Genomic DNA, 14,108 nt, shown 5'->3' on the forward strand with positions numbered 1-14,108 from the left:
CCACCGACGGCTGGAAGCACTTCTACAAGACCTGCTCCTGACACCTGACCAGACCGCCGGGCGCCACCGATCCCCCGTTATGCGGCGGCGCCCGGCACCGGGCCGAGGTCGGCCAGGGCTCGGAGGCATGCCCCGAGACGTATCGGAAGCCTGTCGGCGATATGTCGGCGGGCTCTGCGACCTTGGGTGGGCCGGTGCTCCCGACGAGCACGCCACCGCCCACCGCAAGGAGCCCGTCATGGCACCCGCCCCGCCCCGGAACCAACGGGACCATCGGAACCAAGGCAAGACCTTCCTGGTCACCGGCGGGAACGCCGGGGTCGGCTACTTCGTCGCCGAGGAGCTGGCCGCCACGGGTGCCCTCGTCGTGCTCGGCAGCCGGGACGCAGCGAAGGCGGAAGCCGCCATGGCCGCGCTCCGCTCGCGCGTCCCCGGCGCGCACGTGCGCCATCTGCCACTGGACCTCGCCGATCTGTCATCCGTGAGGACAGCGGGAGACAGACTGGCCCACGGCTCGACTCACGGCTCGGCCCCCGATCCGGCAATCGACCGTCTCGACGCCGTCGTCCATAACGCCGGAGTCGCACTCGACGACCCGCCGCGTCGGCAGACCAAGGACGGCCACGAGCTGATGTTCGGCACCAACCACCTCGGCCACTTCGCCCTCACCCAGGGGCTGGCGCCCCTGCTGTCCGCGGCCCCGGCCGCCCGCGTCGTCACCGTGGGGAGCTTCGCGGCCCGCTCCGAGCGGCTGGACCTGGACGATCTGCAGTCGGCCGAGGACTACCGCCCCAAGCGCACGTACGGCCGGTCGAAGCTGGCGCAGATGAGCTTCGGCTTCGCTCTCGACCGCCATCTGCGCGCCCTCGGCAGCCCGGTCCTGAGCGTGGTGGCCCACCCCGGCGGCGCCCTCGACGGCCTCACCCCGTCGCGACCGCCGGTCCACGTGACCAGCCCCGCCCGACGGCTGCGCACCCTGCCCGCCGGTCTCTTGGTGCAGGGCAAGCACGCCGGGGCCCGGCCCGTCGTGCGCGCCGTGCTCGACGCGGAGGTGCGGGGCGGACAGCTGTGGGGCCCGAGGGTCTTCGGCCTGCGCGGCCGCCCCCGGAGTGAGCCGGTACCCGCGCACATGGCCGACCGGGAGGTGGCCTCGCGCCTGTGGTCCATCAGCGCCGAACTGGTCGGCGCCGACCCGGACCTCGGCTTCCGCTCGCGTTGCCGCTGACAATGGGGGTGCAGGCCGTCACATATGAAAGGCCCCCCGATGGGGGCCGATGTCCGGGTCGAGTTCGTGGATCATCTTGCGGGCGTCCTCGAGGATGCCCGCGGTGCACAGCACCCGCCAGTCCTCGTACGCGGTGGACTGGTCGAGGGCGGTGCGCAGAAAGCTGGTCTCGGCGGCGCCGACCAGGGCCTCCAGGCGCCGCAGCAGCCCGGGGTCCGGGGCTTCTTCCAGGGTGTGCACGTCGGCGAGAAGAGCGAGGACCGTGGCGAGGTCGCCGAGGACGCGGTCGAGGCCGTCCGGGGCGGTGGCGGGTTCGGGCAGCAGATGGCTGTCGTGCTGGTCCCAGTGGAGCGCGGGCGGGCGGCCCTCGCGGAAGGTCAGGTTGTACAGGCCGCGGCTGATGCCCCGGACCTGGTGGCCGACGTGGTCGAGGCAACGGGTGGCCTCGGCGAGCCGGTTGATGCGGGAGCGCGCCCGGCCGGAACGGGGCCGCCAGCGGATCGAGTCCTCCGCGTCCCGTACCGCCTTGCGGACCAGCTCGAGCCGCTGGGACAGGGCCCGGGCCCGGTTGACCCAGTCCCCGGCGTGCGACGCCCAGTCCCCGTCGGCGAGTTGACCGGAGATCTCGGTCAGGAGGTCGGCGGCCTGCCGGGCCAGGCGGGCCAGCTCCTCGCCCGCACGGCGGGGGAAGCCGGGCGCGGGCACGAGCAGGCCGACGACGGTGCCGATCAGGACGCCGACGACGTTGTCCTCCAGGCGCGTGGCCCCGTACCCGAAGTGCTGAGCGGTCCCCATCACCAGGACGGCGGTCAGGGCGATCTGATGCATCTGCGGCCCGAGCCGCAGCAGCCGCCCCGCGTACATGCCCAGCAGAACGGCCAGCAGCACCGTGAGGGTGTTCACGCCGAGGGAGGCGGCCGCGGCCATGCCGAGCAGGAAGCCGAGCCCGATCCCGGCCGCGCGCTGAAGGCTCTTGCGGGCGGTCGCGAAGGGCGTCGTCTGCGCACCGAGGATGGCGCCCGCCGGGGCGAGTGACGCCGCGTCGGAGTGCAGCAGCGCGGTCGCGATCCACCACGACAGTGCGGCCGCGACGGCGGTACGCGCCACCATCACGCCGTCCCCGAACCCGGCGACCATCCTGGCGCGCACCTCGGCGGTACGCAGGTGAGCGTCCATGCGCCGCACGCTACATCCCGTTTTGGGGTATTCAGCGCACGCTGTTGTATGGGATTCGGCGACTCTGCTCACCTGCCTGATCCCCGCCCCGTCCTACGGCCTGCACGCCGCCGCGATCGCCGCCGTGTCCCAGTAGAAGGGGTGGACTTCGGAGATGCGGTCGTCCTCGATGTGGAGGGTCTGCAGGATCGGGAAGCCGAGTTCGCGGCCGGTGGTGCGGGAGCGGGCCTGGATCTGGGTGAGCACGACGGCGGTTGGGCCCGTGGCGAGGAACTGCTGCGCCACCATGTCGAAGCGCTCCCAGGTCTCCCCCATGGCGAGGAAGAACCGTTCCATGCCCGCGTGGCCGCGCCACGTCCCGCCGTAGGGCAGGGCCTCGGCCTGGTGCAGGACGACGTCCGGCGCGAAGTAGGGCGCCAGCAGGTCGAAGGAGGCCAGGCCGGGGCCGCCGGCCGCCAGGTACTCGGCCTCGGCGGCGTACATGCCGGTGAGCACCGCCGTGGCGGAACCCTGCGTGCGTGGGGGTGTGGGTGTTGCCGTCATGGGGCCAGTGTGTTCACAGGGTGCGGTGTGTACTGGCGGTCATCGGACATCGAGGTGGCGGGCGAAGAAGGTGCGCACACGGTGGCGTACCGCCGGGACGGAGCGGTCCGGGGGGAGCGCGCCGATGAGGGCGGCGCGGTCGGGGGCGGTCATCAGCCCGGCGTCCTGGAGTTGGGGCGCCAGGGCGGCGTAGTCGGTGAAGATCCAGTGGTTGGCGTCGTGGAGCCGGTGCCTGCGTGTGTGTCCGTGGGGGTGGCGGAGCATGGCCGACCAGGAGCGGTCGAAGCGCGCGTTGCGGAAGCCGTCGGTGCCGAGGAGCAGCAGGGGGCGGTCCACGCCGTGGCGCGTGACGGGGAGCAACTCGCCCTTCTCCCCCGGACGTTGGGGTGGGTAGTCGAGGTAGCCCTCCAGATTGGCCGCCGCGGCGATGCGTCGGTCCTCGTACAGGGCCTCCGCCGCCGTCTCGCCGCCCACCGAGTGGCCGTAGACGCCGACGCGGTGCAGGTCGAGGGCGCGGTGCAGGTTCTCGGGGAGGGGGCGTGCGGACGCGTCGGGGTTGTGGCCGTCGGCCAGGGACGTGAGCGCGTCGAGGACGAAGCGGGTGTCGGCGATGCGGGTGTGCAGCATCGTCCGGAAGACCTGGGGGTCGTCAGGCGTGCCGGGCAGGGCGAACTGCCGGACGCTGCCGTCGGGGAACTCGACGGCGCCCGGTTCGCCGGGGTGGTCGATCGTCACGACCACCGCGCCGTGACTGGCCAGTTCCTCGGCCAGGCCCGTGCCCAGGGTGCGCGGGTCGCAGCCGCCCGGGGAGTAGAGGAGCACGGGGCGTCGTACGGGCTGCGCGGGGGCGCCTGCGCGGGAACGGGTCATCGTGGCACCCCAGTTGACGCCGTTCTTGGGCAGTTGGGGGTGCAGGTACACGGGGTCGAAGGTCGCGAACCGCTGCGCCGACACGGGGGTCATGTGGGGTGCGAGCGGGAAGGGGGCGGTGGCTCGGGCAGCCGGATAGTGGACGGTGACCATCAGTTCGCGGGCACGGAGTCCGGCATCCCAGGGGTCGCCTCGGCGGTGGTCGACGAGGTGGAGGGTGGTGACTCCCGTGCGGTGGGGGCCTGTTGGGGCGGGCAGGTGGAGGGTGATTCCCTCAGCCGACGGCTGGGACGGGCGGCCCTCCTTGTCCCCTGCGTGTGCGGGGACAGCCGTGGCTCCGCCGATCAGCAGTCCGGTGGCCAGCGCCGTCGAATTCCTGAGGGCCGTACGTCGATCGACGCCCCCTCGGCCGGTGACGGCGGCATCCTCGTGCCACGACATGACCATCCCCACACACTCCCTCGCTCCGTCTTTCCTTCTTTCCTTGCGATGCTGTCGTGGGGGTGGGGACGCGGGCGAAGGTTCAGGCCCTGCCCGAAACGTTGGCGCGCAGCGCCCACCGAACGTAAGGAACGAGGGAACCTTGGTCCGGATCCACTTCACGGCGAGCGACTTCGCGCGGGTCCGGTTCGCGCCCCGGCCGGCGCCGCTCCAGGCCCTGCACACCGCCCTGTTGGCGATGTCGCACCCCACTGACGTTCCCCAGCAGGCCCGTTGGCGGCACCGGACGCTGCGCGCGCTGCCGCAGGCCGTCCTGCCGCTGCGGGACCTGGTGCCCGCCGGGCAGGCTCCCCGCTTCCTGGACGTGTTCAGCGATGACCTGGCAGAGGGCCTCGATGCCCTACGGGCTGCGCGTCCGGACCTGGTCCGCGCGGAGCTCCAGCGCGTCTACGCCCCGCATCCGACTGCGGCGCCCTCGTGGGTGCGGGAGTTGCACCGCGGCTCCGAGGATGCCTGGCGGGTGCTGCTGCGGGCCGAGCGCGCGGCGTTCGAGACGGTCGTGCGGCCCGTGTGGCCGGTGGTGCAGGACCTGCACCGGGCGGAGTTCACCCGGCATGCGGTGGCGGTGGCCGAGGAGGGGGTCGGGGCCGCACTGTCCGGACTGACGGCCGGAGCTCGACTGCACGGCACCGTATGGGAGTTGGGGCGGAATGCAGGGGGTGCAGGGGGTGCAGGGGGTGCAGGGGGTGCAGGGGGTGCAGGGGGTGCAGGGGGTGAGCGCGACGGTGACATCGTGCTCGGTGGACGCGGCGTGCTGTTGATGCCCACCTTCCACTGGACCGGTGGCCCGCTCCTCGCGGATCTCCCCGGCCGGCCCCTCGTGGTGACCTACCCGGCCGGTCCGGGACATCCGCTCGCTCCGGACGGCCCCGAGATCCCCGAAGAGGGCGCCCTGGCAGGGGTGTTGGGCCGCACACGCGCGGACGCCCTGCTCCTGCTCGCCGAAGGCCACACCACCACCGACCTGGCCCGGCGCCTCGGCGTCAGCAACGCCACGGCGTCCGCGCACGCGGCGGCACTGCGCGGTGCGGGCCTGGTGGCGACGGTGCGGGCGGGCCGGGCGGTGCGGCATCGGCGTACGGCGATGGGGGATCTGCTGGTTCAGGGGCGCGGCGGGGAGAGTTCGTAGCCCGCCGACGGCGACGCCGGTCACTCCTCCCGCTCGGCGGGGATCACGCGGGTGAGCATGTGAGCGCGGCGCAGTCGGCGGTCGGGGGCGTACTGGCCGAAGAAGCAGATCTCCAGGGCCAGTTCCTTCACCGGCTCCTTGTCCGGGTACGCCACGTGCAGGGTGCTGCGGGCCGCGATCCGGTCGCCGTCCACGAACGCCTCGTGGACCTCCATGCGGCCGGTCGGCCGGGTCTTGCGGATGGGGCGGGCGTGGGCGATGAGCTTGGCGCGGTCCATGCGGTGCCCGTCGGCGAACTGCAGGACGTCCGGCGTGTGATAGCGGTCGACGATCGCGCCCGCGTCCTCGTCGGTGTGCACCAGGTCGTCATGGAAGGAGGCGTGGAACTCGGCGATGAACTTCTTCGGGTCGATGCCGTCGAAGGGGCCGGTGCCTGTCGGGGGGTTGCCGCTCACGGTGCTCCCGTCGGATGGATCACACGTTCACCTGGACTATCTCTTACGCTCTGTAAGATATGCACCGCCCAATATTTTTGACAAGGTGTAAGAGATGAGTGACTCGCCCAAGACCGAGCCCAAGTCCCCGCCGCAGGCCCGGCCCCGGCCCCGCCGTCGCGCCGACGCCCGCCGCAGCCGGCAGTCCATCCTGGACGCGGCGGTCCAGCTCCTGAACGCACAGCCTGACGCGAGCATCGAGGCCATCGCTGCCGTGGCGGGCGTGACGCGCCAGACCGTCTACGCCCACTTCCCTTCGCGGGAGCACCTGTGGGCGGGAGCCCTCGACCGGGTCACGGAGGACGCCGTCGCCGCGATGGACGCCGCACGCCTCGACGAGGGGCCGGCGGCGGAGGCGCTGCTCCGGCTCCTGGACGCGGGCCGCCGGACGGCCGGGCGGTACCCGGTCCTGATGCGGCGGGCCGCCTCGCTCCAGGTGCCCCCGCAGACCGACCGGGCACGCCATGAGGCGGTCACCGACCGGCTGCGGCGGATCATTCAACGCGGCCAGGACAGTGAGGAGTTCCACGACCGGCTGCCGCTCGACTGGCTGGTCACCGTCGTCGTGCTGCTCGGCCACGCGGCGGGCGACGACGCGGCGGCGGGGCGTATGACGGAGGACGAGGCGGCGGACGCGCTCCGCGTCACCTTGCTGCGCGTGCTCGGCGCCGAGTCCTGAGACGCCCCTCCGCGCGATCCCGCTGCCGCCGAGCGTACGGATCAAGGGCGCGGCAGGGCGACCGGATTACGCGGCCGTGCCCCGCTGACCACGCTCCGCTCGCCGCGCCCCCACCCGGCCGTGCCCAACTCCCCTGGCATGATGCGCCCCATGGCCACCTACGTACTCATCCACGGCGCCGCCTGCGGGCCCTGGCACTGGCATCTGCTGGAGCCCGAGCTGCGCGCCCTGGGGCACGACGTCGTGACCGTCGACCTGCCCTGCGACGACGACCGCGCGGGGCTCGCCGAGTACGCCGACGCGGTCGTGGACGCTGTGGAAACCGTGGACGCCGTGCACGCCGTCGGCCACGCCACGAGCGCGCCCGGTCAACTCGTCCTCGTGGCCCACTCGTTCGCCGGCCTCGTCGCCCCTCTCACCTGCGACCGGCTCCCGGTCGACCTTCTCGTGATGCTCAATGCCATGCCGCCCCGCCCCGGGGAGCCGCCCGCCGACTGGTGGGCGGCCACCGGTCACGCCGAGGCGCGGCGCGAGCGGGCCGCGCTGGACGGGACGACGCCCGAGGAGGATCCCAACGCCCTGTTGCGCGGGCTCCCGGACGCGCTCGCCGCCGAGGTGGACACCCGGTGGCGCCCGCAGTCCGGCACGCCCATGGAGCAGCCGTGGCCGCTGCTCGCGTGGCCCGCCGTTCCGACGCGGTTTCTGCTCTGCCGGGACGACGCCTTCTTTCCGGCTGCCTTTCTGCGCAAGGCCGTTGAGGAGCGGCTGCCGCTCAGTTCTTCGGAGATCGGCGAGATGGACGGTGGCGGGCACTTTCCGATGCTCGTCCGTCCGCGGGAGCTGGCCGGGCGCCTGGAGGCGTACCGGCGGGAGCTCCCTGCGGCACCGCCCCCGTCGCCACCCCTGTCATCGCCCCCGTCGTCGCCCGCGTCACCGTCCTGAGAGCGGCCGAGGCGAGTCCCGCGCCGCCCGTGAGCGCGACGGCGGCCGCGCAGACGCCCAGTGTGACCGGCGGGCCGGTGAGCGCGGCGAGGTTGCCGAGCACGTTGTTCATCAGCAGCAGCGCGGCGCTCTGGACGACGCCGAGGAGCGCCTGGATGCGGGAGAGGAAGGGCTCGGGTGTCGCCGTCAGGACGAGCGGGGCCACGTGCGTGCTGAACAGGCCCGAGCCCAGGCCCACCGCAAGCGCCGCGGCCGTGGCGAGCGGTGCGGCGGCCGAGAGCGCCAGGGCGGCGGTGCCCGTACCGGCGACGAGGAGGCCGAGCGCCGCCGCGCGGCCGGGGCGGTCGCTGCCGCCCTTGCGGACCACGAGGACGGCGACGGCCACGATGCCGAAGCTCTGCGCGCCCACGACCAGGCCGGTGGCGCCGGTGTTCCAGCCCCGGTGGTGGCCGAGCAGCGGAACCAGGAGCGAGATGACGGGCAGCAGGAATCCGGCCGCCGCCGCGATCTGGGCAAGTGCCGGGCGCAGTACGGGTTCCCGCCAGGCGACTCGCAGTCCTTCCAGTGCGTCCCGCAGCACACTGCCCTCGCCGGGAACGGGCGGCGGCGTCGGCCACTCAGGGCGGATCGCGAGCAGCACCGCCAGCATGACGACGAAGCTCGCCGCGTCCAGGAGGGCCACGCCGCCCAGGCCCACCGCCGCCACCAGGAAGCCGCCCGCCGCACCGCCCGCGAGGGACGCCAGCTGGCCGCCGGTCTGGCGCAGCGCCAGCGCCTGGGGCAGGGCCGCGGTCCCCACGAGGCGGCGGGGCATGGAGCCGGAGGCGGGCAGGTAGAAGGCGTCCACGATGCCGATCGCCAGGCCCGCCGCGATCAACAGCCAGACCGGGGAGCCCAGTTGGCGGGTCGTGGCGGCCAGCGCGACCGTCACCACGATCATCGCCGCGTCGCCGAGCAGCATCACCCTGCGGACGCCGTAGCGGTCGGCCACGGCGCCGCCGATGAGCAGGAGCAGCGTGCGCGGCAGCGTGATCGCGGTGAGGACGAGTCCCGCCACGGAGCCGCCGTGCGCCGCGGCCGCCCAGCCCAGCGCGAAGTACAGGACCGCGTCCCCCAGCAGGGACGCCAGGGCTCCGGCGAGCCAGGCCATGTACGTGCGCGGGAGGCGGCCGGTCGGGGCAGGGGCGGCCGCGGTGGGAGCTGTCATGGTCGGTGACGGTAGACGGCACCACTGACAACGCCCCGCAGCACCACTGCCGACGTCCCGCCTCACCGCTGACAACGCCCCGCCACAGCGGACGGGTGGTGGTCCCTGGCTCAGGCCGCCTGCTCGTACCCCCCGATGATGTCCCGCACATCCGCGAACCCCCGCGCCTCCAGCAGCGCCGCCGCGATCACCGAGCGGTTGCCGCTGCGGCAGTACAGGACCACCGGGCGGGCCGGGTCCAGGCGGTGGGCCTGGGCGGCGAGCGTGGCCAGGGGGAGGTTGACGGCGCCGGGGAGCGCGCCCGCCGCGTACTCGGCGGGGTTGCGGACGTCGACGAGCTGGGCGTCGGCGGGCGGGGTCTCGTGCGGGTCCGACCGGTGGGTGGACGCGGTGAGTTCGGGGCGGTCGGCGAGGGCGGCGGCCGGGTCCGCGACATGGCCGATGACGTGGTCGTAGCCGATGCGGGCGAGCCGGACGCGGGCCTCGTGCTCGGTGCCGGGCGTGGCCACCAGGACGATCGGGGTGCCCGGCGGCACGACGCTGCCCGCGTACTCCGCGAAGCGTGTGTCGAGGCCCGCGTGCAGGGATCCCGCCAGATGCGCGGTGGTGTAGGCGGACAGGGGGCGGCTGTCGAGGAGGACGGCGCCTCGTTCCGTACGGGCGGCCAGCGCCTCGTCGAGGGAGAGGGCGGGTGGCGAGGACGCGGCGTCGAGGAGCGGGTGGCCGTCGCGGTTGAGGATCGCGTCGTGCGCGAAGTAGCCGGGGGTCGCGGGCTGGCCCGCGGTAACGAGGCGGACGAAGTCGGCCTCCGGCATGGGCTGGAGCGCGTAGTTGAGGCGGCGCTGCTCGCCGATGGTGGAGCTGGTCTCGGCGGAGAGGCTGCGGCCGCACGACGAGCCCGCGCCGTGGGCGGGGTAGACGCGGGTGGCGTCGGGCAGCGTGAGCAGCTTTTCGTGGAGCGAGCGGTGGAGGCGGCCGGCCATCTCCTGCGCGCTGAGTCCGGCAGAGGAGAGCAGGTCGGGGCGGCCGACGTCGCCCACGAAGAGGGTGTCGCCGGTGAGCACCCCGAACGGCACGTCGGCGTCCGGGTGTTCATGGATCACCACGCAGATGGACTCGGGGGTGTGGCCGGGCGTGGCCAGGGCGGTGAGCGTCACCTCGCCGAGGCTGACGCGTTCGCCGTCGGCCAGCCTGCGGATGGGGTAGCCGGTCTCGGCGGCGGCGCCGAAGGCGATGGCGGCGCCGGTGGCACGGGCCAGTTCGAGGTGGCCGGAGAGGAAGTCGGCGTGGAAGTGCGTCTCGATGACCAGCTCGATGCGCAGGCCCGCCGCTTCGGCGTCGGTCAGGTACTCGTCGATGTCGCGGCGCGGGTCGACGAGCACGGCTCGTCCGGTGGTCTCGTCGCCTATCAGGTACGACGCCTGGGACAGACAGTCGAGGTAGTACTGCGCGAAGTGCACGGTCGGCCTCCGGGAGCAAGGGGGGTCCACGGGCGTGTTGTGCGGATGCACGGATGTACGTACATTAGGCAGCCGAGCCCGCCCACGACAACTCGGGTCCGGGACAGCCCGGTTGATCCGGCCCCGTTCAAGTAACCGGACCTCGGGTCCCGTTGGCATCACCGGTCCCGTTGACATCCACCCGGCCCCGTTCACATCGTCCGTCCCGTTCAAGGAGAAAGCGCCATGTCCCAGCAGCAGGCGGCCGACGACTTCGGTCCGCGCCCCCTCGACCGGCGCGCACCCCTCCCCCTGTGGGCCCAGCTCCGCGACGACCTGCGGCGGCGCATGGAAGCGGGCGCGTTCACCGCCGAGTTCCCGGCCGAGCACCGCCTGACCGCCGAGTACGAGGTGAGCCGGCACACCGTCCGCGAGGCGCTGCGCAGACTGCGCGCCGACGGCCTGGTGATCGCCGAGCGGGGCCGCGCGAGCCGACTGGACACCCGCCGCATCCAGCAGCCCCTCGGCTCCCTCTACAGCCTCTTCCGGGAGTTGGAGAGCCGGGGCGTGGAGCAGCGCAGCGAGGTGGTGCGCCTGGAGCACACCGTCGACGACACCGTGGCCGAGCGCATGGGGCTGCTGCCCGACGCCCCGCTGGTCGTCCTGGAGCGGCTCCGGCTCGCGGACGGCGAACCGCTCGCCCACGACACCAGCTACCTACCGGCCGAGCTCGCCGAGCCGATCCTGGAGGCCGACTTCCGGCACACCGCCCTGTACACGGAGTTGAGCCGCCGCTGCGGGCTCAAGGTCGACGGCGGGCAGGAGCGCATCCTGCCCTTTCTGCCCGACATCCGGCAGTGCTGGCTGCTCGGCCTTGCCGCGCGCGAGGCGGCGTTCTTCATCGAGCGGACCGGCCGCGCGGGCGGGCGGGTCGTGGAGTGGCGGGAGACGGTGGTGCGCGGCGACCGCTTCGCGTTCGTCGCGCAGTGGTCGGGCACCAGCCCCGACGTCACGCTCGCGCCGCGCGCTGCGTGTCCGTCCTGAGAGCCGGGCCACGCGTGGCGACGATGCCGCTCATAGCCGTGCCGTGCGGCCTGCTGATCGGGCTGCTGCTGGGATCGCTCGGGGGCGGCGGCTCGATCCTCGCCGTGCCCGCCCTCGTCTATCTCCTTGGCCGTTCGCCGCACGAGGCGGCCACCGGGGCGCTGGTCGTCGTCGCCGTGGGGGCGGCCTCCGGTCTCGCCTGTCACGCCCGCGCGGGGCACGTGCGGTGGACGGCCGGTGCGGTCTTCGGAGCGCTCGGCACGGTCGGGACGTATGTGGGGGCGCGGTGGAGCAGGACCCTCGATCCGTCCGTGCTGATGGTGGCGTTCGCGGGGCTGATGCTGGTGGTGGCGGTGGCCATGCTGGTACGGGACCGGCGTCCGCGAACGGGTCGGGAGCGGTTGCCTGTCGGGCGCGATGCCCGCGTGGGCGCGGCCGATGGCGGTGCGCGTCCGGGTGGGGGCGGGGCCGGGGGCGACGCCCGTACGAGGACGGCCGGCTCCGGCACCCGTACCGACTCCGCCGCCGAGGACACCCCCCGTACGACATCGTCCCGTACGGCACCTGCCGCCCCGGCGCGCCACCGGCGGCTGGCGGCGATCGCGGCCGCCGCCACCGGAGTCGGCCTGCTCACCGGGTTCTTCGGGGTGGGCGGCGGCTTCGTCGTGGTGCCCGCGCTCACGCTCGTCCTCGGCATGGAGATGCCCGCCGCGGTCGGCACCTCGCTGATCGTCATCCTCATCAACTCCGCGACGGCGTTCGCCCTGCGCGCGGGGGACGCCGTCCCCGCACTGCCGCTGCTCGCCTCGTTCGCGGTCTGTGCGGCACTCGGCAGCTGGCTCGGCAACCGGATCGCCGGGCGCCTGCACCCCCGCACCCTCTCGACCGCCTTCGCCTCGCTGGTGACCGTCCTCGCCGTGTCGATGGCGGTCACCAGCATCGCGAGCCTGTGACGGCCCGGGATCCCGGTACCGCCCGGCCCCCTTGCGCTTCTTGGGCTTCTGGGAGCGCCTCAACACCCTTACGACCGCACACCCTTCAGGGAGGACCCGCATGACCACCGCGTCCGCTCACCACCAGATCGTGATCATCGGCGGGGGCACCGCCGGGATCACCGTCGCCGCCCGGCTGCGGCGCGCCGGGGCCCCGGACGTCGCCGTGCTCGAGCCGTCCGCCACCCACTGGTACCAGCCGCTGTGGACGCTGGTCGGCGGCGGGCAGGCCCGACTGCGGGCGTCCATGCGCACGCAGGCCGAGGTGATGCCGCCCGGCGTGCACTGGCTGCACGAGTCCGCGACCGGCGTCGACCCACAAGCCCGTACGGTCGCCACCGGCTCCGGCCGCACCATCGGCTACGACCGGCTCGTGGTCGCGCCGGGCCTGCGCCTGGACTGGGGCGGCGTCCCGGGGCTCGCCCAGGCCGTCGGGCACGACGGCGTCTCCAGCAACTACCGGCCCGATCTCGCCCCGCTGACCTGGGAGTTGATCCGCTCGATGCGGAGCGGGACAGCCCTGTTCACGATGCCCTCGGGGCCGGTGAAGTGCGGGGGCGCGCCGCAGAAGATCGCGTATCTGGCGGCCGACCACTGGCGCAAGCGCGGGGTGCTCGACCACATCCGCGTGATCCTCGTCCTGCCCGAACCGGCCATGTTCAAGGTGCCGGTGTATTCAAGGGAGTTGGCCGAGACGGCCCGGCGCTACGGCATCGAGGTCCGCCTCCAGTCGGAACTCACCGCGTTGGACGGCGCGGCCCGCGAGGCGGTCGTCACCGACCACGCCACGGGTACGAAGGAGACGATCCGCTACGACCTGCTGCACGCCGTGCCCCCGCAGGCCGCGCCCCGCTGGATCGCCGAGAGCCCCCTGGCCGACCCCGACTCGCCCTTCGGCTACGTCCGCGCGGACCGGGCGACGCTCCAACACCCCGACCACCCCGAGGTCTTCGCGCTCGGTGACGTCGCGAACCTGCCCACGTCCAAGACGGGCGCCGCCGTCCGCAAGCAGGCCCCCGTCGTGGTGGACAACCTCCACTCCTCGCTGCGCGGCCGCCCCCTGACGGCCCGCTACGACGGCTACACCTCCTGCCCCCTGGTCACCGCGCGCCACAAGATGCTGCTCGCGGAGTTCGACTACGACCTCGAACCGGCGCCGTCGCTCCCCCTCATCGACACGACGAAGGAGCGCACCAGCATGTGGTACCTGAAGCGGTACGGGCTGCCGCAGATGTACTGGAAGGGGATGCTCAAGGGATACGTGTGAGGGTGGCCCGCATGAACGGCACCCAGCCGCCGTCGTCCTCGGGCCTGTCCGAGTCGCAGGTGATGGTGCCGTCGGCGGTCAGGGTGCGGGTCATGCGGGCGGGGCCGGTCATGACCAGGGAGTCGCCGTGGAAGTGGCCCTTATAGGTGCTGTCCGTGTCGTCCCAGGCGCCGAAGCTGTTGAAGTAGCGGCTGCGGAACCGGCCCTTCTCCACGTCGTAGTCGAAGAACTCGTACCCGACATCGGCGATCTTCCGGCCGCCCACTTCGAAGCCGCCCTCCCACCGGTGCAGCAGGAAGAAGCCGCCCTCCATCCACTCGAAGGTCTCGGTGGCGGACATCTCGGCGCCCGGCCCCATCGGGGTGTCCTCGGTGCGCCCGGTCATCTGCCAGGTGCCGACGAGGAAGTCGAGGCGCTTCAGCTCCGGGGGCGGGGACGGCAGCTGGAGTTCGGCGGCGGTTGCGGACATGCGGGGGGTTCTCCTGGTGCTGTGGGGGGCCGGGCGAAGGGGCGCGCGTGGTGCGCCGTGCGCCCGGCGCCGCCCAGTATGTGCAGGTGGCCCCCGGGAGGAGGCCGGGCCCAAGGGCCCTATTCGCCGCC

13 protein-coding genes and 1 pseudogene are annotated in these 14,108 nt (G+C 73.5%); 7 read left to right on the top strand and 7 right to left on the bottom strand.

The features are described 5' to 3' along the window. Positions 1 to 238: 238 nt before the first annotated feature. Complete coding sequence (locus ACFWYM_RS40595) at positions 239 to 1,225, top strand: SDR family NAD(P)-dependent oxidoreductase (protein ID WP_384849276.1); 987 nt, start codon at positions 239 to 241, stop codon at positions 1,223 to 1,225. Positions 1,226 to 1,243: 18 nt separating this feature from the next. Here ACFWYM_RS40595 and ACFWYM_RS40600 read toward each other — a convergent pair whose 3' ends face one another. The 3 genes from ACFWYM_RS40600 to ACFWYM_RS40610 form a co-directional block, all read right to left on the bottom strand. After that, a complete protein-coding gene (locus ACFWYM_RS40600) occupies positions 1,244 to 2,401 on the bottom strand; it encodes an aromatic acid exporter family protein (RefSeq protein WP_384849279.1) in 1,158 nt (385 codons plus the stop codon). 93 nt (positions 2,402 to 2,494) lie between these two features. Continuing rightward, positions 2,495 to 2,944, bottom strand: a complete 450-nt coding sequence (locus tag ACFWYM_RS40605) for a nuclear transport factor 2 family protein (protein WP_384849282.1) — start codon at positions 2,942 to 2,944, stop codon at positions 2,495 to 2,497. A 39-nt stretch (positions 2,945 to 2,983) separates the two neighbouring features. Further along, positions 2,984 to 4,255, bottom strand: coding sequence for an alpha/beta hydrolase (locus ACFWYM_RS40610; RefSeq protein ID WP_384849285.1), 1,272 nt, complete (start codon positions 4,253 to 4,255; stop codon positions 2,984 to 2,986). A 142-nt stretch (positions 4,256 to 4,397) separates the two neighbouring features. Between ACFWYM_RS40610 and ACFWYM_RS40615 the strand changes: the two genes are divergently transcribed. Next, positions 4,398 to 5,444 carry a winged helix-turn-helix domain-containing protein gene (locus tag ACFWYM_RS40615; RefSeq protein WP_384849288.1) on the top strand — a complete coding sequence of 349 codons (1,047 nt, stop codon included), beginning with the start codon at positions 4,398 to 4,400 and terminating at the stop codon, positions 5,442 to 5,444. A 20-nt stretch (positions 5,445 to 5,464) separates the two neighbouring features. Here ACFWYM_RS40615 and ACFWYM_RS40620 read toward each other — a convergent pair whose 3' ends face one another. After that, a complete protein-coding gene (locus ACFWYM_RS40620) occupies positions 5,465 to 5,899 on the bottom strand; it encodes a nuclear transport factor 2 family protein (protein ID WP_384849291.1) in 435 nt (144 codons plus the stop codon). Between the two features lie 94 nt (positions 5,900 to 5,993). Between ACFWYM_RS40620 and ACFWYM_RS40625 the strand changes: the two genes are divergently transcribed. Both ACFWYM_RS40625 and ACFWYM_RS40630 read left to right on the top strand, forming a co-directional pair. After that, positions 5,994 to 6,617: a TetR/AcrR family transcriptional regulator gene (locus ACFWYM_RS40625; RefSeq protein WP_384849294.1), complete on the top strand. Its 624-nt coding sequence runs from the start codon at positions 5,994 to 5,996 to the stop codon at positions 6,615 to 6,617. A gap of 150 nt (positions 6,618 to 6,767) precedes the next feature. After that, positions 6,768 to 7,559, top strand: a complete 792-nt coding sequence (locus ACFWYM_RS40630; RefSeq protein WP_384849296.1) for an alpha/beta fold hydrolase — start codon at positions 6,768 to 6,770, stop codon at positions 7,557 to 7,559. A gap of 25 nt (positions 7,560 to 7,584) precedes the next feature. On the opposite strand, the pseudogene ACFWYM_RS40635 reads toward ACFWYM_RS40630, so the two are convergent. Continuing rightward, positions 7,585 to 8,766 (bottom strand): annotated as a pseudogene (locus ACFWYM_RS40635) (MFS transporter); the annotation flags it as partial. A 110-nt stretch (positions 8,767 to 8,876) separates the two neighbouring features. Continuing rightward, positions 8,877 to 10,226, bottom strand: coding sequence for a rhodanese-like domain-containing protein (locus tag ACFWYM_RS40640; RefSeq protein WP_384849299.1), 1,350 nt, complete (start codon positions 10,224 to 10,226; stop codon positions 8,877 to 8,879). Between the two features lie 225 nt (positions 10,227 to 10,451). On the opposite strand from ACFWYM_RS40640, the gene ACFWYM_RS40645 reads away from it, so the two are divergent. The 3 genes from ACFWYM_RS40645 (at position 10,452) to ACFWYM_RS40655 (ending at position 13,508) form a co-directional block, all read left to right on the top strand. After that, positions 10,452 to 11,249: a GntR family transcriptional regulator gene (locus tag ACFWYM_RS40645; RefSeq protein ID WP_384849302.1), complete on the top strand. Its 798-nt coding sequence runs from the start codon at positions 10,452 to 10,454 to the stop codon at positions 11,247 to 11,249. A 23-nt stretch (positions 11,250 to 11,272) separates the two neighbouring features. Then, a complete protein-coding gene (locus ACFWYM_RS40650; RefSeq protein ID WP_384849423.1) occupies positions 11,273 to 12,202 on the top strand; it encodes a sulfite exporter TauE/SafE family protein in 930 nt (309 codons plus the stop codon). Positions 12,203 to 12,302: 100 nt separating this feature from the next. Then, positions 12,303 to 13,508 carry an FAD-dependent oxidoreductase gene (locus ACFWYM_RS40655; protein WP_384849305.1) on the top strand — a complete coding sequence of 402 codons (1,206 nt, stop codon included), beginning with the start codon at positions 12,303 to 12,305 and terminating at the stop codon, positions 13,506 to 13,508. Here ACFWYM_RS40655 and ACFWYM_RS40660 read toward each other — a convergent pair. Continuing rightward, complete coding sequence (locus tag ACFWYM_RS40660) at positions 13,492 to 13,977, bottom strand: DUF1579 family protein (protein WP_384849308.1); 486 nt, start codon at positions 13,975 to 13,977, stop codon at positions 13,492 to 13,494. The two genes, ACFWYM_RS40655 and ACFWYM_RS40660, sit on opposite strands and share 17 nt — an antisense overlap. Positions 13,978 to 14,108: the final 131 nt, after the last annotated feature.

The organism is Streptomyces sp. NPDC059009 (assembly GCF_042740175.1).
Classification (GTDB): domain Bacteria; phylum Actinomycetota; class Actinomycetes; order Streptomycetales; family Streptomycetaceae; genus Streptomyces.